Annotated in this window: 17 protein-coding genes; 7 read left to right on the top strand and 10 right to left on the bottom strand. The window is 69.8% G+C overall.

What is annotated here, in order from left to right; translation table 11 throughout:
• Positions 1 to 15: 15 nt before the first annotated feature.
• Positions 16 to 1,281: an FAD-dependent oxidoreductase gene (locus A37E_RS0102510; protein WP_029555181.1), complete on the top strand. Its 1,266-nt coding sequence runs from the start codon at positions 16 to 18 to the stop codon at positions 1,279 to 1,281.
• Positions 1,278 to 1,799: a dihydrofolate reductase gene (locus A37E_RS0102505; protein ID WP_029555180.1), complete on the top strand. Its 522-nt coding sequence runs from the start codon at positions 1,278 to 1,280 to the stop codon at positions 1,797 to 1,799. The genes A37E_RS0102510 and A37E_RS0102505 overlap by 4 nt, the downstream gene beginning before the upstream one ends.
• Before the next feature lie 9 nt (positions 1,800 to 1,808).
• On the opposite strand, the gene A37E_RS25085 is transcribed toward A37E_RS0102505, so the two are convergent.
• Both A37E_RS25085 and A37E_RS0102490 read right to left on the bottom strand, forming a co-directional pair.
• Positions 1,809 to 5,762, bottom strand: a complete 3,954-nt coding sequence (locus A37E_RS25085; RefSeq protein WP_038192451.1) for an AsmA family protein — start codon at positions 5,760 to 5,762, stop codon at positions 1,809 to 1,811.
• Between the two features lie 63 nt (positions 5,763 to 5,825).
• Entirely contained in the window at positions 5,826 to 7,238 is a 1,413-nt protein-coding gene (locus A37E_RS0102490; protein WP_029555179.1) for an FAD-linked oxidase C-terminal domain-containing protein, read from the bottom strand.
• Between the two features lie 205 nt (positions 7,239 to 7,443).
• Here A37E_RS0102490 and A37E_RS0102485 point away from each other — a divergent pair, with 205 nt between their 5' ends.
• Both A37E_RS0102485 and A37E_RS0102480 read left to right on the top strand, forming a co-directional pair.
• The gene (locus tag A37E_RS0102485; protein WP_024277813.1) at positions 7,444 to 7,953 is read left to right on the top strand and encodes a thioesterase family protein; all 510 of its coding nucleotides are present in this window, start codon (positions 7,444 to 7,446) and stop codon (positions 7,951 to 7,953) included.
• 259 nt (positions 7,954 to 8,212) lie between these two features.
• On the top strand, positions 8,213 to 8,419 hold the full coding sequence (locus A37E_RS0102480; RefSeq protein ID WP_024277814.1) for a hypothetical protein: 207 nt from the start codon (positions 8,213 to 8,215) through the stop codon (positions 8,417 to 8,419).
• Positions 8,420 to 8,438: 19 nt separating this feature from the next.
• On the opposite strand, the gene A37E_RS0102475 is transcribed toward A37E_RS0102480, so the two are convergent.
• The 7 genes from A37E_RS0102475 to A37E_RS0102445 form a co-directional block, all read right to left on the bottom strand.
• Positions 8,439 to 9,350, bottom strand: coding sequence for a 50S ribosomal protein L11 methyltransferase (locus A37E_RS0102475; RefSeq protein WP_024277815.1), 912 nt, complete (start codon positions 9,348 to 9,350; stop codon positions 8,439 to 8,441).
• 10 nt (positions 9,351 to 9,360) lie between these two features.
• Complete coding sequence (locus tag A37E_RS0102470) at positions 9,361 to 10,635, bottom strand: GGDEF domain-containing protein (RefSeq protein WP_029555178.1); 1,275 nt, start codon at positions 10,633 to 10,635, stop codon at positions 9,361 to 9,363.
• 107 nt (positions 10,636 to 10,742) lie between these two features.
• Positions 10,743 to 13,154 (bottom strand): UvrD-helicase domain-containing protein, encoded by a 2,412-nt coding sequence (locus A37E_RS0102465; RefSeq protein ID WP_051678733.1) that lies wholly within the window; start codon positions 13,152 to 13,154, stop codon positions 10,743 to 10,745.
• A 136-nt stretch (positions 13,155 to 13,290) separates the two neighbouring features.
• The gene (locus A37E_RS0102460) at positions 13,291 to 13,524 is read right to left on the bottom strand and encodes a hypothetical protein (RefSeq protein ID WP_029555176.1); all 234 of its coding nucleotides are present in this window, start codon (positions 13,522 to 13,524) and stop codon (positions 13,291 to 13,293) included.
• A gap of 76 nt (positions 13,525 to 13,600) precedes the next feature.
• The gene (locus A37E_RS0102455) at positions 13,601 to 13,987 is read right to left on the bottom strand and encodes a cupin domain-containing protein (RefSeq protein WP_051678732.1); all 387 of its coding nucleotides are present in this window, start codon (positions 13,985 to 13,987) and stop codon (positions 13,601 to 13,603) included.
• Positions 13,988 to 13,992: 5 nt separating this feature from the next.
• Entirely contained in the window at positions 13,993 to 15,417 is a 1,425-nt protein-coding gene (locus tag A37E_RS0102450; RefSeq protein ID WP_245279250.1) for an MFS transporter, read from the bottom strand.
• Between the two features lie 82 nt (positions 15,418 to 15,499).
• A complete protein-coding gene (locus A37E_RS0102445; protein WP_029555173.1) occupies positions 15,500 to 15,802 on the bottom strand; it encodes a hypothetical protein in 303 nt (100 codons plus the stop codon).
• Positions 15,803 to 15,954: 152 nt separating this feature from the next.
• On the opposite strand from A37E_RS0102445, the gene A37E_RS0102440 reads away from it, so the two are divergent.
• Complete coding sequence (locus A37E_RS0102440; RefSeq protein ID WP_156026217.1) at positions 15,955 to 17,814, top strand: AI-2E family transporter; 1,860 nt, start codon at positions 15,955 to 15,957, stop codon at positions 17,812 to 17,814.
• 15 nt (positions 17,815 to 17,829) lie between these two features.
• Here A37E_RS0102440 and A37E_RS0102435 read toward each other — a convergent pair whose 3' ends face one another.
• Complete coding sequence (locus A37E_RS0102435; RefSeq protein ID WP_029555171.1) at positions 17,830 to 22,656, bottom strand: NAD-glutamate dehydrogenase; 4,827 nt, start codon at positions 22,654 to 22,656, stop codon at positions 17,830 to 17,832.
• 296 nt (positions 22,657 to 22,952) lie between these two features.
• Between A37E_RS0102435 and A37E_RS0102430 the strand changes: the two genes are divergently transcribed.
• Both A37E_RS0102430 and A37E_RS0102425 read left to right on the top strand, forming a co-directional pair.
• Complete coding sequence (locus tag A37E_RS0102430; protein WP_038193797.1) at positions 22,953 to 23,501, top strand: peroxidase-related enzyme; 549 nt, start codon at positions 22,953 to 22,955, stop codon at positions 23,499 to 23,501.
• A gap of 79 nt (positions 23,502 to 23,580) precedes the next feature.
• Entirely contained in the window at positions 23,581 to 24,114 is a 534-nt protein-coding gene (locus A37E_RS0102425) for a hypothetical protein (protein WP_156026216.1), read from the top strand.
• The last annotated feature ends 225 nt before the right edge of the window (positions 24,115 to 24,339 follow it).

Raw genomic sequence — 24,339 nt, 5'->3', positions numbered from 1 at the left:
GGCCGGACCCCGCCGGTGACCGCCGAGACCGATGTGGTCGTGATCGGGGCCGGCGCCGCCGGCCTTGCGGCCGGAGTGCGGCTGAAAGCGGCGGGTGTCCCCTTCGAGATCGTCGAGGCCGCCGCTGTCGCCGGCGGCCGGGCGGCGACCGACACCACCACCCTTGGTGTGCCCTTCGACCTCGGCTGCCACTGGCTGCACGATGCGCGGGACAATCCCTTCACCGCCCTCGCCGATGCGCACGGTTTCCGTGTCGGTCGCAGCGCCGTGCCGCGCAGGCGCCTCCTCCTCGGCGACCGCTTCTCCAATGACGCGGAAAAGGATGCCGCCGATGCGGAGGTGGATGCCGTCTTCGACGCCATTCACGCCGCCGGCCGGGCCGGCCGCGACGTCTCCGCCGCCGCGGTGATCGCGGAGCGGGGCGCCGGGCGCTATGCCGTCCTCGCGCGGCACTGGCTGGAGCTGATGTCGGCCGCCGGGCCGGCTGATATCTCCACCGTGGACTTCGCGCTCTATCGCGACACGGACGACAACTGGCCGGTGCTCGACGGCTATGGCGCGCTGGTGCTGGCGGTGGCGGGCGATCTGAAGGTGACGCTCGGCTGTCCGGTGCGACGCATCGATCGCAGGGGCCGGCGCCTCTCCATCGAGACGGAGCGGGGCGCCATCGCCTGCCGCGCGGCGGTGGTCACGGTGTCCACGGCAGTGATCGCCGCCGGCCGGCTCGCTTTCGATCCCGCCTTGCCGCCGGACGTCGCGGAGACGTTCGCCGCTTTGCCGCTCGGCTTCGCCGAGAAGGTGGCACTGCTGTTCGACCGGGACGTGTTCGGCGTGCCCGAGCGCACCGGCCTCGATGCGGTGGACCCGTCCCGTCCCGACCAAGCCGGCGCCTCGGTGATGCTGCGGCCGGGTGGCGCGCCGGCGGCTCTCGTCCATGTGGCCGGGCCGGAAGCGCAGGCGATGGCGGGCGAGGGGCCGGATACGCTGGCCGATTTCGCCGTCGGTGTGCTGGTGTCCGCCTTCGGGGAGGATGTGCGGCGCCATGTGGTGCGTCGCCTGACAACCGACTGGGCCGGAATGCCCTTCATCGGCGGCGCCTATTCCTGCGCGCTGCCGGGCAAGGCGCATCTGCGCGCCAGGCTTCATGAACCGTTCGATTCGCGCATCGTCTTCGCAGGGGAGGCGCTGGGCGGCCCCGCCTTCTCCACCTGCCACGGCGCGCACATCTCCGGCATCGCAGCCGCCGAGACCGCCCTCGCCCAATTGGAGCACGCCGCATGAGCGCGACCCGTCATCCCCTCGCGCTGGTGGTCGCGGTGTCGCGCAACGGCGTCATCGGCGTCGGCGGCGGCCTGCCGTGGCGCCTGCCTTCGGACCTGAAGCGCTTCCGCGCCATCACCTGGGGCAAGCCGATCCTGATGGGGCGGCGCACCTTCGAGTCCATCGGCAAGCCGCTGCCCGGACGCACCTCGGTGGTGGTGAGCGCCGATCCCGCCTTCTCCCCGCCCGAGGGTGTGCTGAAAGGCGCCTCGCTGGCGGAAGGGCTTGCGCTGGCGGACGATGCGGCGGATGCCATGGGCGCGGACGCCATCATGGTCATCGGCGGCGAGCGCGTGTTTCGCGAGACGCTCCCCATCGCCCGCTGGCTGCACCTCACCGAGGTGGATGCCGCCCCCGAGGGCGACGTGCTCTTCCCGGCCTTCGATCGCAGCCAATGGCGGGAGACCGGCCGCGAGGGGCCGATCCGCGGCGAGAAGGACGAAGCCGCCTTTACCTATGTGACGCTCGAACGGACCTGACAGGCCCGCTCAGCGCGCGCCCACCAGACCGGGCGGGCGCGGCAGGTCGCCGAAGCCGGAGGTGGGCGGCAACTGGCCGTCCGTGGGCGCCGGCACGCTGAAGCGCGGCGGGGGCGGCGGCTCGACCCGGTCGGTGCGGCGCGGCGCGGGGGGCTGCGTCTGGCGCACCACCGGCTGATGGCGAGGCTCGCCCGTGGGCTCGGGCGTGGCGTGGCTTTCCAGCTGGCGCTCGGGTTCGGCGCGGGCCGGCGCGGCCTGATGGGTCTGGCGGGACTGGACCTCGCCCGGCGTCGCGCTGCCGGCGGTGCCTGAGGCGGTGGGCACGCCGAAGCCTGACGCGGGCGCATCCCGCCGCTCGATCTCCTGATTGCGATCCACCGCACGCGGCACCGGCACCGGAGCCGGCTGGGGCGCGGGCGGAGCTATGGCCACAGGGGCTGGCGCGGGCGCCGGAGCAGGGGCTGCCGGTTGAGCAGGCGTCGCTGCCGCCGGAGGGATGACGGCAGGTTTCGCCGCAGGCGTCACCGGGGCGACCACAGCCGGGGCAGGGGCGGGAACGACCGGAGCAGGAATAACCGGCGCCGGGGACACGGACACGGGCGCGACGGGCGCCGGCGCTGCCGGAGCGGTCGCCGGCTCGGGGGCCGGCGTGCCGCCGCGCTGGCGGTCCTCCAGACGGCGGGTCTCACGCTCGATGGCCCGCATGGCGATGACGCTGGTCGCTGCCGCCGCGCTCACCCGCCGCTCGGGCGAAGCCACCGGCCCGCGCCAGGAGATGGCGCCGCCGGGCACACCGCCGGCGGCTTCGGCGCCTTCGAGGTCCATGCCGGCATCGAGGACCAGCCGCGACAGGTCGAGGCTACCGGAGAGGCCGACGCGCACAGTGTCCGCCGTGGTGCGGGCGGGGGAAAGGCGGGCGACGCCGTTCACCACGCCCAGCGTCGATTCCACGAAGGCGAGCTTGAGCGGCCCCTTGGCCAGCGCGCGATCCAGCATCTGCGCGGTGCGGCGCTCATCAGGCGGCGGCGAGAGGGGGGCGGCTTCGGCCAGTACCGCGTCGAGGGCGGCGGGGCTGGCATTCTCGATCACGAGGTCGCGCACGCCGAGGGTGCCCTGCCCGGAGAGACTCTGCACGATGGTCTGCACGCTGCGGCCCGAGCCGCCGAGATCGAGCAGCAGGTTCACGCGTCCCTTGGGCGGGGTGCGGGCGCCACTAGGGGCGATGAGGGCGCTTGCGTCCACCTGCTCCAGCACGAGGCGGCCGTCGGCCTGGATGAGGTCGTTCTGCCGCTTCAGCCGGAGCGAGGCGGCGACCCGCCCGCCGCCGAGGCTGCCGGAGAGGTCGCGCAGGTCGAAATCCGTGCCGTCGCTGACCAGCACGACGCGGCCCTTGTCCAGCGCATAGGGGCCGAGCGCGGCGATGCGGCCGGCGGAGAGTTCCAGATTGAGGCCGATACCGCCCGCCGCTGCCGGCGCGAGCCGGGCGGTGTTCCACAGGCCGGCCGGCCCGCTCTCCGCCCCGGCACGGGCGGCGAACATGCCGAGGATGCGCGGAACGGAGAGGGTATCGAAGGCCAGCTTGCCGGAGAGGCGCGGCACCGCGCCGGGCTCGAACTCCACGCTGCCGGAGACGGGCGCCGCCGCCAGCGAGCCGGTCAGCTCGCCGAGGCGCCACGCACCGGCACGGCGGGAGAGGGTGAAGGCGAGGGCGGTGGGCACCGGGCCTTCCACGGCGGCGGAGGCCTGCGGAAGCAGCCGGCCGAGGTCAGCGCCGTCGAGGCGCATGGCGAGATTGGGCTCGATGCTGCCGCCGGACAGGCGGGCCGTGCCCTGCGCCTGCGCCGTGAGGTCGGCGACCGTGATGCGGCCACGCACCTGCGCCTCGTCCTGCGTCAGCGGATCGACGGAGAGTTCCACACGGGCCGGGCCGAGCCTTTGTCCGAGCCCGTCCACGCCGAGGGCGGCGAGCGCGCGGCCTCCGTCCGTCGCGTCCGCCTTCAGGGCGATGCGCAGCGGCACGCCGGCGGTGGTGCGGGCGAAGGCGACGTCGCCGGAGATCTGCCCCAGCGTGCCGGCGATGGTGACATTGCGCCCGCCGGCCTCGCCCCAGACGACGGTGCTGTTGAGTTTTACGGGGGAGGCGATGGGCAGGAGGTTGCCGATGACCTGCGCCGTTTCCTCTCCAGCCAGAAGCCGCGCCACGGGCACGAGCCCGTCGGCCCTGGCGCCGGAGGCGGTGATGTTGAATTCGCCGCGCGGGGTGGTGGAGAAATTCTCCATGCGCCCGGCGCCCTCGACGCGCAGGCCGGCGAAATCGTCCATCACCATGCGGGCGAGGCGCCAGTTGCCGCTGGTGGCGGAGCCTTCGAGGTTCAGGCCGCGCAGCGGCAGGCCGGACAGGGTGAGGTTGCGCCCGTCGATGGCCACCTGCCCGTCCGCGCCCCCACCCACGGCGGCGGAGGCGGTCTGCACGGCGGCGATCAGCGGGTCGAGGTCGAAGCCGTCCAGCGACAGGCGCAGGTCGAGCTTGGGCGGCGCGTTGTCCGGCAGCGCAGCCGAGGCCGAGCCGCGTACCCGGCTGGCGGCGAAGGTGGCGTCCAGCATGTCCACCGCGATGCGCGACGGGCCAGCAGTGACGCGGCCGGAGATGCGCACCGGCCCCTTGGCCGCCGCCACATAATCGCGCGGCGCGGTGGGGGCGGCCCAGCGCAGGAAAACGGCTGGGTCATCGGCGGAGAAGGAGACGTTGCCGTCGAAGCCGCCGCCGCCATTGGCGCGGGTGGGCATGCCGGAGAGGCGGAGGGAGGCCTTGCCGGGCAGCTGCGCCTCGGCGCTATCCACCCGCCAGCCGGCGGCGGAGCCGGAGATGTCGGCCCGCACATCGCGCACCATGGTGCCGCCGAGCACCAGCTGCTCCACGGAAAGACCGATGCGCGAGGCGATGTCCGGCGCGGGCAGGGCCGCGACGCCGCCGAGGAAGCGGGCAAGCGAGGCGGCCGGGCTGCCGCTGCCGGCGTCAGCGTCCTTGGTGCCGGTGGCGGCGCGCACGGCATCGATGTCGAGGCTGCGGGCATTCAGCACCGCATCAAGGCCAATGGCGCGGCCGAGGGCGAGGCGCGCGGAGCCGGTGAGCTGCGCCGGGGTGGCCGAGCCGCCCAGCGCGAGGTCGAGGCTTTCCGCCAGCACCGCTTCCGGGCTCGCCTTCAGCGTGCCGGAGAGCTGCCACGCCTCCGCCCCGTCACCGGCATGGCGGGAAAGGGTGACGCGGCCATCGAAGCGTGGCTTGGCGCCGGCCACGTTGAGGCTGCCGTCGAGATCGAGGGCAAACGGGCGGGTGCGCCCGTCCAGCACGATGCGCAGCTTGCCGGCGCCGTCATCGCCGATCTTACCGAGGGTGGAGCGCACGGCGAACCGCGCCGCGCCGGCCTGCACCTCGCCGTCCAGCCGGAACGGGCCGGAGAGGGAGCGCGCCTCACCCTTGAGGTCCACATCGTCGATGCTGACGCGATGGTCCGAGGCGCGGTCGAGCAGATCGAGGCTGCCGTCCTCCACCTCCAGCCGGGCGATGGAGAGTTCCGCTGCCCGTCCGCTGCCCGTGGGCATGGCGACGCGGCCGGCGCTGTCCAGCACCACGCGGATCTGCGGCTTGCGCAGGGTGACGCCGGTAGCCTGGATGTCGCCGCGCATCAGGGCGCCGAGGGAAAGCTCGGCGGTGAGTTCCTTCACCGTGCCGCCGGTGGACACCACGTCGCCGAGGGTCACGTCGCGCAGCACGATGCGGGGGGCGGGCAGAATCTCGGCGTCGATGGAGCCGCGGATGACCACGGGCAGGCCCAGCGTGCGGCCCATCTCGGTCTCGAACGTGCCGCGCCACTGGTTCCAGTCCACCACGAACGGCGCGGCGAAGGCCGCGCTGATGGCGAGGACTATGGCCGAGGCGAGGCTGATGAGAATGCCCTGCACACGCGTCTCCCGATGAGGCCCCGATCGTAAAGGGACGCTTAACCCTATGCGCAGGGATTGCGATCAGATCGCGACGATCTTTCCCGGATTCATGATGTTTTTGGGGTCGAGTGCCCGCTTGATCGCGCGCATGGCCTCCAGCGCCGCGGCGCCGTGCTCGCCTTCCATGTATTTCATCTTGCCCTGGCCGACGCCGTGCTCGCCGGTGGAGGTGCCACCCATGGCCAGCGCCCGTTCCACCAGCCGCTTCATATAGTGCTTGGCCTTGGCGAGATCTTCCGGGTCGTCCACGTTCACCATCAGCGTGGTGTGGAAATTGCCGTCGCCCACATGGCCCACGATGGGGGCGATGAGGCCCATCTCCACGATGTCGCGCTTGGTCTCCATCACGCATTCGGCGAGGCTGGAGATGGGCACGCACACGTCGGTGGCCACCGCCTTCGCGCCCGGCCGCATGGGCAGGACCGACCAATAGGCGTCGTGCCGCGCCTGCCAGAGTTTGGTGCGCTCCTCCGGCTTCACCGCGAACACCGAGGGGCCGCCGCCATATTCCGCCGCCAGCTCGCCGAAGCGATCCGCCTGCTCGTGGACGCTGGCCTCGGTGCCGTGGAATTCGAGGAAGAGGGTGGGCGTCTCGGCCAGCGTGAGCTTGGCGTAGGCGTTGGAGGCCTTCACCTGCTCTTCGTCCAGAAGCTCGATGCGCGCCACCGGGATGCCGCTCTGGATGGTGGCGATCACCGTGTTGCAGGCGGCCTCGATGCTGGGAAAGGGGCAGACGGCGGCGGAAACCGCCTCCGGGATGCCGTAGAGCTTCAGCGTGATCTCGGTGACGATGCCGAGCGTGCCCTCGGCGCCCACATAAAGGCGGGTGAGGTCATAGCCGGCGGAGGATTTGCGCGCGCGGGTGGCGGTGGTAAGGATTTCGCCGGTGGGTGTCACCACCTTCAGGGACAGCACGTTGTCCTTCATGGTGCCGTAACGCACCGCATTGGTGCCCGAGCAGCGGGTGGAGACCATGCCGCCCAGCGAGGCGTCGGCGCCGGGATCGAGCGGGAAGAACAGGCCCTGGTCGCGCAGCTCCTCGTTGAGCCGCTTGCGGGTGACGCCGGGTTCGATCACGCAGTCGAGGTCGGCGGTGTTGACGGCCAGGATGCGGTTCATGCGCGAGAGGTCGATGCAGATGCCGCCGAAGGGAGCGTTCACATGGCCCTCCAGCGAGGTGCCCGCGCCCCACGCGATCACCGGGACCGACAGCTCGTCGCACACGCGGACCACGGCCTGCACATCTTCCGTGCATTCAGCGAAAACAACGGCGTCCGCGGGCTCGTTGGGCAGGTAGGTCGTCACGTTCGCGTGCTGTTCCCGCACCGAGCGATTCGTAACGACCTTGTGATCCAGTGCGGCCTGCAGGCGCTGCACCGCCTGGGCGATGCGATCGGGCATTGCACTGTCGGATTTCGCGGCTGCGGCAACCATTTACAAATCCTTAACCTTTGTCTGCGTCAGGCGAGCGGCGCCCGGATGACGCGAAAGTGGATTGAACCGTTTTAGGAACAGTTTCGACTTGACAGTGACTTTTATGATTCTGTCCGGGGCGCGATTTCAGGGTGACGGATGCCTCCTAGCACGGCACAGTGCTTCCACAAGCGGCAAAATCTGCAACCAGCGAAGCGAGGCGGCCATGCTCGACCGAATCGACTTTGAACCCGTGTTCTTTGCCCCGTTCGTGTCCTCCTCCATGAAGGTGGAGACCAACTGGATCGATTATAACGGCCACCTCAACGTGGCCTATTACACGCTCATCTTCGACCGGGCGCTCGACGAGGCGCTCGGCCTGCTCGGGCTGGGACCGTCCTACGCCCGGGCGCGTCGCGCCTCTTTCTTTACCGGCGAATCCCACATCCGCTACGAACGCGAACTGGCGCCCGAATCGCCGGTGCGCGTGACCATGCGGCTGCTCGACTATGACGAGAAGAGGCTGCACCTCTTCCAGTCGCTGCATCATGCCACCGATGGCTGGGTGTCCGCCACGTCGGAGCAGATCACGCTCCATGTGGATCTCGGCTCGCGGCGCGTGGTGCCGTTCCCGGATGACGTGCTCGAGCGGATCGCCACCATGCGCGCCGCCCATGCCGGCCTGCCGCCGCTGAACGGCGTGGGCCGCAAGGTGTCCATGCCGTCGCGCTCCTGAGGCGCGATTTTCGAGGCCGCCATGGTCCTTGCGTCCATCGCGGTTCTCGCGGCGCAGTGCGCCGATGGCGGCTGAGGCGATCGCGCCCGGCCGCCTTTCTCTTTTGGGGGCATGGTCGGTGAACTGCCTAATCGGCAACCATGCCTTTACCGTGCGCTCCGCGCAGATCTGGCATGCCAAGCCCGTAGTTCTGGTGCGCTGCACAGAGGCATATATTGCACTGCGATAAAGCCCCGTAGGGCCAGTGCAGGAGGCCTCCATGAGCGCCGTTACCTTTTCTCCCGACACCCTTTCCCGTGACACCCGCGCTGCCGCCCCCAAGGCTGGCAAGGCTGCGGCCGGCAAGACCGCCGGCAAGGGCTTCTTTGCCCGCCTGATGGGCGCCATCATCGCCGCCCGCATGGAACAGGCCGAGCGCGAGCTGTCCCGCTACGTGCAGCTCAACGGGCGTGACCCGCTGAACTGACACGCTTTATGTAAGCCCCTCATCCGCGCGGCCGATCCGACCGCGCGGCGAGGGTCAGGGTGGCCCAGCCCTCGATATGCCGCTGGTTGACGAGGTGCAGCCCCTGCGCGCGATAGGCCGCCAGAGCGGCCGGAACCTGCGCGGTGAGCAATCCCGACAGGACGATGCGTCCTCCCGGCGCCAGCAGGGAGGCGAGCGGGCGCGCCAGCCGTTTCAGCGGCGGCAGCAGGATGTTGGCCAGAATCAAATCGTAGGGTCCGTGGATGCGGATCGCCCGCGCCCCGGCGCCGGCCGCATGGACCATGCGCACCCCCGGCGCCTTGTTGGCCGCCGCATTCGCTCTCGCCGTGCGCACGGCGATGATGTCGATATCGCTTCCCACGATCTCGGTGTGAAACAGCCGCTCGGCCGCGATGGCGAGCACGCCCGTGCCCGTGCCCACGTCCAGCACGCGCTGCGGGCGTCCCTTGCGCGCGGCGTTGACGATGGCGTGCAGGCAGCCCTGCGTGGTGCCGTGGTGGCCGGTGCCGAAGGCCAGCGCGGCCTCGATCTCGATGCCGATGCGGTTCGGCCCCACCCGGCCGCGATCATGGGAGCCATGGACCACCACCGGGCCGACGGCCACCGGGGCGAGGCCTTCCAGGCTCGCGGCCACCCAATCCTTCTGCTCGATCTCGCCGAACGTGACGGCGGCGGCCATCTCCGGGCCGGCCGCGATCTCCACCAGTTCGAGCAGCATCTCCGGATCGAAGGCGGAGCCCGCATAGACCTCCACCACCCAGTCGTCGTCCGTCCGCTCGAAATTGGCCACCGCCACCTCTGCGGGGTCGAATGTTTCCGAGATCAGGTCGGCGATGCGCTGCGCCTGCCGGCGGGGCGCCTCGACCCGCATCACATGGGTGGCGTCGTTGGGGGGGAGGCCTTCGAGCATGGGGAAAACGTCATCCGTTGTCGCTGTGGCCGCCGTCGCCTGTCGCTCCCGTCACGCGGTTGCGCCCGGCGGCCTTGGCCGCGTAGAGGCGCTTGTCGGCCGCTTCGAGCAGTGCCGTCAAGGTCTGGCCGTCCTCCGGCAGCGTGGCGACGCCGATGGAAAGGGTCTGCTGCCGCACCCCGTCGGGCAGCGTCAGCCCCGTCACGCTTTCGTTGAGCATCCGGGCCAGGGCCACCGCCGCGACGTGGGACACGCCCGGCGCCAGCACGGCGAATTCGTCGCCGCCATAGCGCACCACATGGTCCGACTGCCGAAGGCTCTCGGAGATGGCGCCCGCCAGCTGCCGCAGCACCGCGTCGCCGGTGGCATGGCCGTGGAGATCGTTGACCTCCTTGTAGTCGTCCACATCCACCAGCAGCAGGCTCATGGGCCGGCCGGTCTTGCGGGCGATGGCCACGAGATCGCGGCCCAGCGGCTCCAGCTGGCCGCGGTGGAGGACGCCGGTGAGCGGATCGAGCCGGGACGTCACTTCCAGCTGCTCGTAGCGCTGGCGGTAGGTGAGGGTGTCGAACACGTCGGCGATGCGCGGGCGCAGCGGATCGCCGGCCATCTCGAAGCGGTCGAGATAGAGCGCGAGCATCAGGGCATAGAAGCCCGCCGCCATCAGCTTGCCGACCCAGCCGCCGATGCCCGCCGACAGCGGCACGTCGAGCGCGAAATGCAGCACGCCGAAAAAGCCGACCTGATCGAAGGTGAGCACCAGCGCCAGCGTCGCCCAGATGACTGTCACCGGATACCGCTTTGCCCGCGACGACAGGCGCTCGTAGACAAGGATCATGGCAATGGAATCGATGAAGAGCAGCAGCGTGCTCCACACCGCCAGCGCGCCCAGCTGGTCCATGAACGTGATGTCCGCCGGCGCGCCGGGAGCCGGCACCACGTTGTGCTGGCGCAGCAGGAAGACGAGCGCCAGCAGCACCAGATTGCCGAGGAACAGCCCATAGATGGGCTGGCGCGCCACCAGCGCGTCCTCGCGAATGTACACGAGCAGCAGAAGTGCCAGTTTTCCGGAAAATAATACCACGGAGCCGGGCGAGAGCGAGACGCCGAACGGCAATTGTACGTAATAGGCGGCGGCGAGATACGTCTCCATGAAATGGAGCGAGCCCAGCGCGCAGAAGAACACGCCGATACCCAGCGTTCCGCGCAGGCGGAACAGCGCGAGCATGGCGCCGAAATACACCAGCATTTCGGCGCCGAGCAGGAGGATGTTGAGTGCGATCATCGATCTGAAATCTGCGGCGCGGGCGACGCTAGGGGAAGATCAGGGCGAAGATGAGGGGCCGCCCCGACGGACCGACACGCCACCTCTCGTCGCCCGCAAATATTGCGTCAGGCCTTTTCGACGAAGGTATCCACCACCCGCTTCTCGCCCGCCTTGTCGAACTGCACGGTCAGCTTGTTGCCGTCGATGCCCGTGATTTCGCCATATCCGAACTTGATGTGGAACACCCGCTCGCCCCGCTTGAAGGCGGAGGAGGGGGCGGAAGACGAGGCCACCAGCGTGCCCTCGATCACCATCGGTCCGCGCCGCGCCGAAGCACCGGCATCGTAGCGCCCGCCGCGCTCGGAGAAGCCACCCCGTCCGCCGCCGCTCCCGCCGCTGTCCGTGCGGCCACGCTGGGTCTGGGCCCGCTGCCAGCCGGGCGTGGAATAGGAGGAGGCGGCGAAGGGCTCGGCCCGGTCGAACCGGCTCTGGCCATAGCTGCCGCCCCCGCCGTAGGAAGAGCCGCCCCACCCCATGCCGCCGCGACTTTCTTCCACCTGCACATGGGCGTCGGGCAGTTCGTCAAGGAAGCGGGAGGGCACCGTGGAATTCCACATGCCGTGGATGCGCCGATTGGAGGCGAACCAGATGCGGGCCGAGGCGCGGGCGCGGGTGATGCCCACGTAGGCGAGCCGCCGCTCCTCCTCGAGGCCAGCCTTGCCCTGATCGTCCAGCGCGCGCTGGTGGGGGAACAGGCCTTCTTCCCAGCCGGGCAGGAAGACGGTGTCGAATTCCAGCCCCTTGGCGGAATGCAGCGTCATCACCTGCACCGCATCCTCGCCGGCGCCGTTGTCCACGTCCATCACCAGGGAGATGTGCTCGAGGAAGCCGGAGAGGTTCTCGAAGGGCTCCATGGAGCGCACGAGTTCCTTGAGGTTTTCCAGCCGCCCGGCGGCCTCGGCGGAGCGGTCCTTCTGCCACATCTCGGTATAGCCGCTCTCGTCGAGGACGATCTCGGCGATCTCGGTGTGGGACATGACACGCGCCTGCTCGCGCCAGCGCTCGAACGCCTGGATGAGCCCACGCAGGGTGCCGCGCACCTTTGGCTTCAGCTCCTCGCTCTCGGTCAGCACGCGCGCGGCTTCCTGCAGCGGCACGCCGGCGGCGCGGGCGACATCATGAATCTGCTTCACCGTGGCATCGCCGATGCCGCGCTTGGGCACGTTGACGATGCGCTCGAAGGCGAGATCGTCGGCGGTCGAGTTCACGCAGCGCAGATAGGCCAGCGCATCGCGGATTTCCGCCCGCTCGTAGAAGCGCGGGCCGCCGATGACGCGGTAGGGCATGCCGAGCGTGACGAAACGGTCTTCGAACTCGCGCATCTGGAAGGAGGCGCGGACCAGGATGGCGATCTCGGACAGGCGATGCCCGGCGCGTTGCAGCGCCTCGATCTCCTCGCCGACGGCGCGGGCCTCCTCGCCGGAATCCCACGCTCCGGTGACGCTGACGCGCTCGCCCTCGTCGCCCTCGGAGAACAGGGTCTTGCCGAACCGTCCCTCATTATGGGCGATGAGGTGGGCGGCGGAGGCGAGGATGTGCCCGGTGGAGCGGTAGTTGCGCTCCAGCCGGATGACCTTGGCGCCGGGAAAATCGCTCTCGAACCGGAGGATGTTGTCCACCTCGGCACCGCGCCAGCCGTAGATGGACTGGTCGTCGTCACCGACGCAGCAGACATTCTTCGAGCCCTGGGCGAGCAGGCGCAACCAGAGATACTGGGCGACGTTGGTGTCCTGATACTCGTCCACCAGCAGGTACTTGAACCGGCGGTGGTATTCGGCGAGCACGTCCGGATTCTCGCGGAACAGGCGGATGCCTTCCAGCAGCAGGTCGCCGAAATCCACCGCGTTCAGTGCCTTCAGCCGGTCCTGATAGGCGGCATAGAGCATGCCGCCCTTGCCGTTGGCGAACACCGCGCCCTCTCCGGGGGGCACGTCCTTCGGGGACAGGCCACGGTTCTTCCAGCCGTCGATGGTGGAAGCGAGCAGCCGCGCCGGCCAGCGCTTCTCGTCGATATTCTCGGCGGCGAGGAGCTGCTTGAGCAGGCGGATCTGGTCGTCCGTGTCGAGGATGGTGAAGCCGCTCTTCAGCCCCACCAGCTCATGGTGGCGCCGGAGGATGCGCACGCCGATGGAATGGAAGGTGCCGAGCCAGGGCATCCCCTCGATCTGGTCGCCGACCATGCCGTGGATGCGGTCCTTCATCTCCCGCGCCGCCTTGTTGGTGAAGGTCACCACGAGGATCTGCGAGGGGAAGGCGCGACCGGAGGCGAGGATATGGGCGACGCGGGCGGTGAGCACGCGCGTCTTGCCCGTACCTGCGCCGGCGAGCACCAGCAGCGGGCCGTCCAGCGTTTCCACCGCCTCACGCTGCTCCGGATTGAGGCCGGCGAGATAGGACGCCTGCGGCCCGGCTGGGGCGATGGCGGCGCGCGCACGCGCGGCGATGCCGCCGGGCTTCAGGCCGGGAAGCTCTGGCACTCCACCGGGCTCGTGGCCCGGACGGCGCGGGGATTCAGGCGGTCTCAATGCAAAAGGTCTCGGTGCGCGTGATTCGCTCAAGGGAACAAAATGGCATCGCGCGCGCCGGATTGCGAGCTTGGCCGCAGGCGGACCCTTATCTGAGCAGTTCGGCGGTGCCTTCGCGCCGCCAGGTGCGCGCCCGAAGCCGCGGCGCCAGCCACCAGGACAGCGGCGCGGAGACGATCGACGAGCCGAGCACCACGAAGGGCATCAGGCCCATGGCCTCGCGCGCCAGCGGCGACAGCAGCAGCGCCAGCAGGCCGGCGAAGAATGTGACCGCCTGGATCATCATGAACAGCATGGCGGCGAGTTGCAGCCGGATCGACATGGTCGGAGCCTCCTTCCGAGACGGACATTTCGGAAGGTCAACCGGCCCACGTGGACCGGGGTTCCCCGCGCGGTGTTCAGGTTCCCGCGAGGTCGGCGGCCGCATCCGGAAGGGTGGGGGCCGCCTTGGGATCGGCGGCCGGCGCCACGGGCAGATGCACGACGTAGAACTTGCGGACCGCGGTCACGCTCTTCCACACCCCCTTGAAGCCCGAGGGGATGACGAAGGACTGGCCGGCATGGAAGGTCTCCGTATGGCCCGAAGCGTCCGTCAGCTCGACGGTGCCTTCCACGAGGACGCAGAACTCGTCCTCGTCATAGCTCACCTCGATCTCCGACGGTGCCGAGGCCCAGAACCCCGCCGAAAAGGCGCCGGTGCGATCCTGATACCATTCATGCACGGTCGTGGCGGCATCGGGATTCAGCGGCGGGGAAGGATCGAAGCGGATGGAGCGGATGGTCATGGGGGTCACTCCCGGCGCGTCTGGCTCGCTGTGTGTGGCCCATCCTTCGCCCGTCCGCCGTCCTGCCGCAAGGGCGTGCGCAACCCTGCAATCAGCACAACGCCCATCCCGAAGAAGGCGACCAGCACCGCCACCCCCGCGCGCTGGCTCTGCGTCAGGGCGGTGACGATCGCCACCGAGGTCGGCGCGGCGAACGAGGTGATCTTGCCGGAGAGCGCAAACAGGCCGAAGCATTCGCCGATGTTCTCCGGCGGGGCGAGGCGGACCAGAAGGGTGCGCGAGGCCGCCTGGAGCGGGCCGGCGACGGCGCCGATGAGGAGGCCGAGGCCCACATAGACCTTCTCCGGCACCGTGCCGTAGAGGCCGGTTCCCGACGCCGTGGGCACAAGGCCGAACAGGATGGATGTCCGGTCCACCGACAGCAGCCCGATGCAGGCGAACAGCAGCCCGAGGAGCGCGCCGAGGATGACGAGGCGCGGGCCGAAGGCATCGTCCAGCCAGCCCCCCGCCAGCGCCCCGGCCGTGCCGGTGAGGGTGAGGAGGATGCCGAAGATGCCGATCTCGATGGAGCCCCAGCCGAAGGTGCCGGCGGCATAAATGCCGCCGAAGGCGAACAGGGCGACGAGGCCGTCGGCATAGATCATGTTGGCGAGGAGGAAGCGGGCGAGTGCCGGGCGCGTCCTCAGCTTCGGCACCAGCCCGCGGATTTCCGTGAGGCCCTTGCGCACCGCCTCGCGCAGCGGCAGGCCCTTCTTGCGGTCGGGCACGAACAGGAACATGGGCAGCACCAGCACCGCGAACCACACGGCCGTGAGCGGCCCCGAGAAGCGGTCGCCCTCGCGGGTCGCTGCGTCGAGCCCGAGCGCCGGCGGCAGGCCGATGAGGGTGAGGCCGGTGTCCGGCGCGGTGGAGAAGAAGCCGAGCATCAGCGCCAGCGACACCAGCCCACCGAAATAGCCCGCCGCCCAGCCGGTGCCGGAGAGCCGGCCCAGCCGCTCCGGCGGCACGAGGTCCGGCATGATGGCATTGTTGAAGACGGTGGCGAACTCGACGCCGATGGTGCCGATGGCGAAGGCCGCGAGCACCAGCGGGATGCGCGCCGTGTCGCCGGGCACCGCGAACCACAGCAGCGCCGATCCCGTAATCAGCATCAGGCCGAACACCGCGATCCACGGCTTGCGCCGGCCGGAGGCGTCGGCCACCGCGCCGAGGATGGGCGAGCAGACGGCGATAACAAGTCCTGCCGCCCCGGTGGCAAAACCCCACAGGCTCTGCCCCTCGGCCGGTGTCGGGGCCACGGCGGAGGCGAAGTAGGGCGCGAAGATGAAGGTGGTGATGAGGGTGAAATAGGGCTGGCAGGCGGGATCGAACAGGATCCAGCCGACCACGGCCCGGCGCGGGAGGCGGGAGGCAGGCCGGGAGGAGGGCAAGGGCAAATCCGCAATGGCTGGCGAGCGATGCCCCACCATGGCAGTCGCCGCGCCCGAGGGAAACCGTCTCCGTCGCGAAACCTCAGGCGGGAAAGTCGGGCAGGGGCTCGGCCCCGGCCGGCACCACATGCTCCACCAGCGCCGCGATCGCGGATGCAACCAGCACGGCGGCGCCCACGGGCGCGGCAGAGAAGAACTCCTCCTGCACCGCATGGCCGTCCTCGTCCTTGAAGGCGGAGGAGGCGGCGCGCACGACGACCGCCTCGGTCACGAGATAGCCGTCCTTGACGAGATCGCGGGCGATGGCTTTGGGCGGGCGCTTGTCACGCACGTGCAGCGGTTCCTCCTCGCCCGAGGCCCGCCAGACCACCTTGTAGATGTACATGGCGCTTCGCTGCTCCCTGCGGACATCCGTCCCCTGAACGCCACGGTGGAGCCCCTCGTTCCGATCCTTCTGCATTCCTATGGATCAACTGCCACGCCGCAGCGTTAATGCCGTGTTCGGCGCCGCGGGCGCCTGATTGGGGAGAGGCGGCGATGCTGCAGTCACAGGATCCGTCGTTGTCCGGCCCGGCCAGAGGCGCCGATCTGCCCGGACGGGACCGGCTGCTCGCCTTCTTCACCGCCATCGCCATCGTGACCGTGCTTTATGTGGGGCGCGACGTGTTCGTGCCCATCGCGGTGGCCATCCTCCTGTCCTTCGTGCTGGCGCCGGTGATCCTGGTGCTGCGGCGGGTGAAGGTGCCGCGGACGGCCGCGGCGGTGGTGGTGGTGATCGCCACTTTCGTCGGCCTGCTGGCGCTGGGCTCCGTGATTGCGCTCCAGACTTCCGATCTCGTGGCCGAACTGCCGAAATACCGGCTGAACCTCAGCGAGAAGATCCGCTCCGTGAAGGAGGCGACCGGCGGTTCCGGCACCTTCGAGCGGACCATGGACATGATCCAGGACCTCGGCCGGGAACTTGAGGCGCCGGACCCGGCCAAAGCCGTGAGCGAGGAAGGCGGGCCCTTCGCGACCGGCGGGCGGCCGCTGCCGGTGGAAATCCGCGAGCCGCCCCCCGGTACGCTCGGCACCCTCTCCGCCGTGATGGCACCGCTGCTGCATCCGCTCGCGACGCTCGGCATCATCTTCATCTTCGTGCTGTTCATCCTGCTCCAGCGCGAGGACCTCAGAAACCGCTTCGTGCGCCTCGCCGGCGCCCACGACATCCAGCGCACCACGGCGGCGCTGGATGATGCGGGGCGACGGCTGTCGCGCTTCTTCCTCACCCAGGTGGCGCTGAATGCCGCGTTCGGCACGGTGATCGGCCTCGGCCTGTGGCTCATCGGTGTGCCGAGCCCGCTTTTGTTCGGTATCGCCGCCGCGGTGCTGCGCTTCGTGCCCTATGTGGGTGCGGCGGTGGCCGCTGCATTGCCCATCGGCTTCGCGCTGGCGGTGGACCCCGGCTGGACCATGGTTCTGTCGGCGGCCGTGCTGTTCATCGTGGTGGAGCCGCTGGTGGGGCACGTCATCGAGCCGCTGCTCTATGGCCGCTCCACCGGCCTGTCGCCGGTGGCGGTGATCGCCGCCGCCACCTTCTGGACCTGGCTTTGGGGCCCCATCGGGCTTCTGCTCTCAACGCCGCTCACCTTGTGCCTGGTGGTGCTCGGGCGTCATGTGGAGAGCCTCGAATTCCTGGACGTCGCCCTGGGCGACCGGCCGCCGCTTTCGGACAGCGAACTTCTCTACCAGCGCCTGCTGGCGGGCGACCCCGTAGAAGCCGCCGCATCCGCCGAGGATGTCCTGCGCCAGACCGATCTCGACGCCTATTGCGACGGCGTGGTTCTGCCGGCGCTGAAGCTGGCTCAGCGCGATGCCGCGCGGGGGGCTCTCGATGCCGAGCGTCAGGCCCGCATTCGCGACACCCTCGCCGATCTCCTCGAGCATCTGCCGGCGTCCGAGGAGAAGGTCGCGGCCGACGGGGAGGGGGCCGACGATGGCCGTCCGCGGCCGGAAGGCCCCTCCGTGCTGGTGCTTCCCGCCCGCTCGGTCCTTGATGAGGCGGTGGCTCAGCTTCTGGTCTACCGGCTGACAGCGGACGGGGTCGCGGCCGAGGCGGCGGCGCCCGGCGGTGCCCGGCGGCTGGCGACGGGACAGGCGGGGGTGATCGTCCTCGCCTATCTCTCCCCCGCGACGCCCGCGCACCGCCGCTACACCATCCGCAGCCTCACCCGCGACCGCACAGGCCGGCGCGTGGTGGTGGCCGATTTCATGGCCGAGGGACCGCCACCCGTGCTTCAGGGCGAGGCGGCGGCAGTGTCCACCGTGAGGGGCGCGGTGGAGGCGGCGCAGGTGGACGCGCCCGCGTCGGGGCCTTCCGCTCCCGCACTGGTCCCGGCGCGGGCGGGAGCGGCCTGAAGGGGGGCGCCCCCTTCAGGCCTTCACCAGATCGCCCAGCAGGCTCGCGGCCAGCGTCAGCTTGGAGAGGCTGAGGCCGGACTGGGCGATGTCGCGCACCGTTCGGCACATGCGCTCCACCTCCTCGCGGCGGCGGGCCACATAGGCGTCCACGGCGGCCTCGCCGGAGATGCCCTCCGCCAGCATCGCCTCGGTGATGCGGCGGAGGAAGGTCTCGAGCTGCGCCAGCGAGCGGTCCAGCGCCAGCCGGTCATAATAGTCCGGCGCCATGATGCTGCGCGCCTGGGTGAGCAGGTCGTCGATGGCGAAATAGCGGCCGGCAGCGAAGAAGGTGCTCGCCGCGCTGGGGATGGCCTTGCCGGTGGTCTCGGCGATGAGCGCGATGTCGGAGGCCGCCGCCAGCGCCGGCATGGAGGCGATGCGGCGGGCCAGCTCCTCCGGCACTCTCTGGGCGACGAGATCGGCCACGCGCCCGGCGCGGTCCTTGCGCCAGGCCTCGGGCAGGCTCTCGTCGAGCGCCGCGGCCACCGCCGCGACCCCGCTGCGGTAGCGCTCGACCACGCCGGCGATGCCGTCCGCGAACGAGACGTTGCCGAGGAACCAGATGGTGCGTCCCACCATCAGGTCCTGCACCGCTGCATAAAGCTGGAGCTGGACGTGCCCGTCCACCTTGTTGTCCAGCGCGTCGATGGCGGCGGTGAGTTCCGGTAGGTGATAGCTGTCGCGCACCGCCGCGAAGGCGCGGGCGATGGAGGCGGCATCCCCGCCCGTCTGGTCGGAGATGCGGGCCATGGCGGAGGGGCCGCCCTGGTTGACGATGGCATTGGCGAGGCCCGTCGCGATGATCTCCCGGTGGAGGCGGTGGGTCTCGATGGCGTGGGGATAGCGGTCCTGCAATTCGTGCGGGAAGTAGTGCACCAGCTCGCCGGAGAGATAGGCGTCGTCCGGCACGCTGGAGCCGACGAGGTCGTCCTTCAGGGCGAGCTTGGCATAGGCGAGCAGCACCGCCAGCTCGGGCCGCGTGAGATGCTCCCCGCGTGAGCGGCGGTCGGCGATCTCGGCATCGGACGGCAGGAACTCCACCGAGCGGTCGAGTTCGCCGCGCGCTTCCAGCATCTGCATCAGGCGCTGCTGGAAGGCGAGGTCGTCCGCCCCCTTCAGCTCGGCTAGGGACAGCGCGAGGGTCTGGTCGTAATTGTTGACGAGTACGAGGCGCGCCACCTCGTCCGTCATCTGCTTCAAGAGCGCCGCCCGGTCCGGCACGCTGAGGTCGCCCATCTCCAGGGGCTTGGCGAGCGCGATCTTGATGTTCACCTCCACGTCGGAGGTGTTCACGCCAGCGGAATTGTCGATGGCGTCCGTGTTCAGCCGAACGCCCTTGCGCGCCGCCTCGATGCGCCCGCGCTGGGTCATGCCGAGGTTGGCGCCCTCGCCGATGACCTTCGCGTTGAGATCGGCGGCGGCGATGCGCACCGCGTCATTGGCGCGGTCGCCGGCCTGGGCGTCGGTCTCGGTGGACGCCCGCACATAGGTGCCGATGCCGCCGAAGAACAGCAGGTCCACCGGCGCCTTGAGGATGGCGTTGATCAGCTCCGCCGGCGTGGCGCTGGCCTTCGGGAACCGCAGCAGGGCGCGGACCTCCTCGGAGAGATCGATGCTCTTGGCGCTGCGCGGGAAGATGCCGCCGCCCTTCGAGATCAGGCCGGCGTCATAGTCCGCCCAGGAGGAGCGGGGCAGGTCGAACAGGCGCCGCCGCTCGGCAAAGGAGGAGGCCGGGTCCGGATCGGGATCGAGGAAGATGTGGCGGTGGTCGAAGGCCGCCACCAGCTCCAGCGCCGACGAAAGCAGCATGCCGTTGCCGAACACGTCGCCCGACATGTCGCCGACGCCGGCCACGGTGACGGGCGTCGTCTGGATGTCGATGTCCATTTCCCGGAAGTGGCGCTTCACCGCCTCCCAGGCGCCGCGGGCGGTGATGCCCATGGCCTTGTGGTCGTAGCCCACCGAGCCGCCCGAGGCGAAGGCGTCGTCCAGCCAGAAGCCGTGCCGCGCGGAGATGGCGTTGGCGGTGTCGGAGAAGGTGGCCGTGCCCTTGTCGGCGGCCACCACGAGATAGGGGTCATCCCCGTCGAGGCGCATCGTGTCCGCCGGGGGCACCACGGCGCCGCCCTTCAGATTGTCGGTGAGATCGAGGAGCGAGGAGACGAACACCTCATAGGCCGCCGTGCCTTCGGCGAATACCGCCTCGCGGGAGCCGCCGACCGGCAGGCGCTTGGGCACGAAGCCGCCCTTGGCGCCCACCGGCACGATGACCGCATTCTTCACCTGCTGCGCCTTCACGAGGCCGAGGATCTCGGTGCGGAAATCCTGCGGCCGGTCGGACCAGCGCAGGCCGCCGCGCGCCACCTTGCCGAAGCGCAGGTGCACGCCCTCCACGCGGGGCGAATAGACGAACACCTCGTAGAGCGGGCGGGGCAGGGGCAGGCCCTCCACCCTCGCGCTCTCGAACTTGATGGCGATGGGCTCGCGCAGGCGGCCCTGTGCATCCTTCTGGTAGTAGGTGGTGCGCAGCGCCGCATCCACGAGGTTCACGAAGCGGCGCAGGATGCGGTCTTCGTCGAGGCTGGACACCTCGGCGAGGGCTGCGTCGATGGCTTCGCGCAGCGGCGCCTCCCGAGAGGCGCGCGCCTCGGCGGAAGTATCCTGCGCCGGATCGAAGCGGGCGTGGAACAGGCCGACGATGGCGCGGGCGAGGCCGCCGTGGCGGTTCAGCGTCTGCCAGATATAGTCCTGCGAGAAGGGGATGCCCGCCTGCCTGAGATAGCGGCCGAGCGCGCGCACCAGTGCCGCCTCCCGGAAGTCGAGGGCGGCATCGAGCACGAGGGCGTTGTAGCCGTCATTCTCCGCCGCGCCGCGCAGCACGGCGTTGAGGCAATCCTCAAGGCGGACGGCCGAGCCCTCCACCGAGATGGTGCCGCCATCCGCCCGCTCCAGCGACATGTCGTGGACCCAGCTCTTGGGGCCGCCGGCAGGCTCGATGCGGAAGGTGCGTTCGTTGATGGCCTTGAGGCCCATGTTCTCCAGCATGGGCACCCGCGCCGCCAGCGGCAGCGGCGCGCCGAAGGAGAGGAGGCGCAGGGCGATGCGCCGGTCGTCGTCGCCTTCCCGGCGGTAGAAATCAAGGGCGACGGGCCGCTCCTCGGAGAGACGCTCCAGCAGCTCTATGTCGGCGATCGCCGTGGGCACGCCGTAGGCCGCGCGGTAGCCGGGATCGAACGCCTCCACGTAGCGGCGGGCGAGGCGAACCGCGTCGGTGCTGGTCATGCCGGGTAGCGCCGACACGGCGGCCGAAAGGCGGTCGCGCCAGGTGAGGATGGCGTCCGCCACCGCCCGTTCCAGCTCCCCCTTGTCCACCTCCGGGATGCGCCCCTCGGTGCGGCCGATGTCGTAATGCACGCGCGTGAGCGGCAGGCCGGCGACGAAGGCCTGCTCGAAGGACGTGACCGTTCCGCCGTAGGACTTTTCGAGGATGGCGCCCACCCGGTCGCGCACCTGCGCATCGAACCGTTCGCGCGGGAGGAAGGTGAGCACGGAGACGAAGCGGTCAAACCGGTCGGCCCGCGCCAGCACCTTCAGGCGCGGCCGGTCATAAAGCGAGAGGATCTCGCGGGCGTGGGCGAGCAGCGTCGGCACGTCGATCTGGAACAGGTCGTCGCGCGGATAGGTCTCCAGCACGGTGGAGAGCGCGCGGGCGGAGTGGCTGTCCGGCTCCAGCCCGGCGCCGCGGATGACCGAATCCGCCTTGAGGCGTAGATAGGGGATCTCGCGCAGGGAGTGGGTGTAGGCCGTGGAGGCGAACAGGCCGATGAGGCGCACCTCGCCGATGAGCCGGCCTTTCTCGTCGTGGGCCTTGATGCCCACATAGTCCATCACATCCCGCCGGTGCACCCGCGAGCGCAGGCTGGCCTTGGTGAAGAGGAGCGGGGTGGGGCCTTCCAGGAAGGCGCGGATTTCCGGCGTCGTCACCACCGGCGCATCGCCGAGGCGCAGTTCGTGGACGTCAGGATTGCGCAGGATGCCGAGGCCGCTGTTGGCCTCGGCCTTGAGGCCATCCTCGCTCAGCTCGTAGTGGCGCAGGCCGAGGAAGATGAAATTGTCCTCGGTCAGCCATTCAAGCACGTCGGCGGCTTCCTCGCGGGCGTCGTCGCCATAGGGCCGTTTCTCGCGCCGGTAGCCCTTCGAAAGGCTCTTCACCTGCTTGCGCATGGCGGAGAAATCGAGATTGGCGGCGCGCACGTCGGCGAGCGTTCGGTCCAGTCCCGCCTTCAGCTCCGCCGCCGCGGTCTCGTCGATGGCGGCGACGTGGATGTGGATGAGGCTTTCGCGGTTCTCCTCAGACAGGCCCCGGGGGCCGGGGGTCTCCAGGCCGCGCACCGTGCCGTCGCCGTCCCGCTCCACATGCAGGATGGGGTGGGCGGCGAGCTTCACCACCAGCCCGCGGTCGGCCAGCTCGCCGGCGACCGAGTCAAACAGGAAGGCCATGTCGTCGTTCACCGCCTCGATGACGGTGATGGCCGCCCCCGGCAGATCGGGATTGAAGACGCGCACGCTCGGCTGCCCCTTGGGGCGGCCGGCCACATGGGCCCAGGCTTCGCGCAGCAGCAGGACGACGCAGGCCGCCGGGAGAGGCGCCAGATCCTCCGGCGCCACGGCGGCGAGGAAGATGTCGGCGAAGCCGGCCGGCAGATGGGGCGCCTCGCGTTCGACGAGCGCTTTCACCGCGGCCAGAGCCGTCTCGTCGTGGAGTCCGTGCGCGCCGGCTTGAAATCCCATGACGTTCATGGCCTTTCCTCACTGTGTGGCCGCCGGCTGCGGGTCCCCCGCTTACGGCGAGCATGACGTTGTGGCCCGGAGCGGCGACGCTGGAATGACGAGGCGACCCAATGGCATCGAAAGTGAAGGCAGTAGGGGGCGTGGAAAAGGCCAAAAGCGCGACTGCCGCAAATAAAGGCAGGCCCGAAACGCAGGCGGCGCCATCCGGCCGAAAGTCTTCGGCCAAAACTTCTGCACCGAAGACGGCGGTTCCGGCCGCTGAGCCTGCCCGCCAGCGCGACGATCTTCCCGCTGTCGCCCTCGCGATCCCGCCTGCCGAACTCGATGCGTCGAACAAGGCTTATTTCGACAAGTGTGTGGAGAAGATCGGCTTCGTGCCGAACGTCCTCCAGGCCTATACGCTCGACATGGCGAAGCTGAACGCCTTCGCCGGCATGTACAATGATCTGATGCTCGCCCCCTCCGGCCTCTCGAAGCTGGAGCGGGAGATGATCGCGGTGGTCGTTTCCAGCATCAACCGCTGCTATTACTGCCTCACCGCGCACGGGGCCGCAGTGCGCCAGCTTTCCGGCGATCCCATCCTCGGCGAGCAGATGGTGATGAACTATCGCGCCGCCCGGCTCGACCCGCGCCGCCGGGCCATGCTCGACTTCGCCGCCAAGCTCACCGAGCGCCCCCACGCGGTGGAGGAAGAAGACCGGGAGGCGCTGCGCAAGGTCGGCTTTTCCGAGCGCGACATCTGGGACATCGGCGCCGTGGTCGGCTTCTTCAACATGTCCAACCGCATCGCCTCGGCCACGGACATGCGCCCGAACGAGGAATATCACGTCCAGGCGCGCACGCCGAAGGGGTGAGGCCCGGCCGAAGGGCTCGCCTGCCGTTCCGAAAAGATATATTCATATAGATATAGCTTTCCGGATCCTGAGGCGCGGCATGGCTCTGGCACGCCGTCTGTTGATGCTTGTGATACCTGCCCTCGTCTGCGCCGCAGTCGCGGCCGTTCCGGCGGTCGCGGCGGCGGAGCCGGGCGGTGAGGATTGCCGCAAGGCGGCATGGCCGCTCGCATCGGCCCGTACCCGCCTTGCGGCGCCGGTTCGGACGGTGGAGGTCGGCGGACGCCTGTCCTTGCCGCTGGAGGGCGCCGTGACGCTCGCCTTGTCGGATCGCGCTTCCGCGGCACTGCCGTTCCCGCCGACCCGGCAGGGGCGGGAATCGCGGGCCGGATTCGCCCGCATCGCAGTGCCCCCGCCGGGTGGGGACTATCAGATCACGGTGTCGGACGGCGCGTGGCTCGACGTGTTCGCGGAAGGCAGGCCGCTGGCGCCGCTCGCCTTCACCGGCGTGCATGCCTGCCCGGGCGTGCGCAAGAGCCTGCGCTTTCGTTTGCCGGCCGGCGAGGCGGTGCTGGTCGTGACCGATGCCGCCGGCTCCGGTCTCGGCATGGTCATCGATCCCGTTGGGCCTTGAGAGCAAAAACAACTTCGGCTCAACCACGGCGAGTATGGCTATTGATTACCTCCTGCCGCAGCGTCTCTCAGACAATAGTGGTAAGATCGAGCTAGACATTCGTCGGCGCGTCGGTCTATTGACGCAGCCGCGGCGGAGCATGATAGCTTGCGCCCCAAGATCAAGCGCACCAGCCAAGGTGCCGAATGTTGCGGAGATCGGCTGGAGCGCGTCGCTTGCGATGTG

The sequence above is a fragment of the Xanthobacter sp. 91 genome (assembly GCF_000702385.1).
Lineage (GTDB): Bacteria > Pseudomonadota > Alphaproteobacteria > Rhizobiales > Xanthobacteraceae > Xanthobacter > Xanthobacter aminoxidans.
This window is presented reverse-complemented; position numbering and strand designations above follow the sequence as displayed.

Coding starts and splice junctions, on each gene's coding strand:
- A37E_RS0102505 (WP_029555180.1), top strand. CDS start 1,278: ATGAGCGCGACCCGTCATCCCCTCGCGCTGGTGGTCGCGGTGTCGCGC.
- A37E_RS0102490 (WP_029555179.1), bottom strand. CDS start 7,238: ATGGTTGCCGCAGCCGCGAAATCCGACAGTGCAATGCCCGATCGCATC.
- A37E_RS0102485 (WP_024277813.1), top strand. CDS start 7,444: ATGCTCGACCGAATCGACTTTGAACCCGTGTTCTTTGCCCCGTTCGTG.
- A37E_RS0102480 (WP_024277814.1), top strand. CDS start 8,213: ATGAGCGCCGTTACCTTTTCTCCCGACACCCTTTCCCGTGACACCCGC.
- A37E_RS0102475 (WP_024277815.1), bottom strand. CDS start 9,350: ATGCTCGAAGGCCTCCCCCCCAACGACGCCACCCATGTGATGCGGGTC.
- A37E_RS0102470 (WP_029555178.1), bottom strand. CDS start 10,635: ATGATCGCACTCAACATCCTCCTGCTCGGCGCCGAAATGCTGGTGTAT.
- A37E_RS0102460 (WP_029555176.1), bottom strand. CDS start 13,524: ATGTCGATCCGGCTGCAACTCGCCGCCATGCTGTTCATGATGATCCAG.
- A37E_RS0102455 (WP_051678732.1), bottom strand. CDS start 13,987: ATGACCATCCGCTCCATCCGCTTCGATCCTTCCCCGCCGCTGAATCCC.
- A37E_RS0102445 (WP_029555173.1), bottom strand. CDS start 15,802: ATGTACATCTACAAGGTGGTCTGGCGGGCCTCGGGCGAGGAGGAACCG.
- A37E_RS0102440 (WP_156026217.1), top strand. CDS start 15,955: ATGCTGCAGTCACAGGATCCGTCGTTGTCCGGCCCGGCCAGAGGCGCC.
- A37E_RS0102435 (WP_029555171.1), bottom strand. CDS start 22,656: ATGAACGTCATGGGATTTCAAGCCGGCGCGCACGGACTCCACGACGAG.
- A37E_RS0102425 (WP_156026216.1), top strand. CDS start 23,581: ATGGCTCTGGCACGCCGTCTGTTGATGCTTGTGATACCTGCCCTCGTC.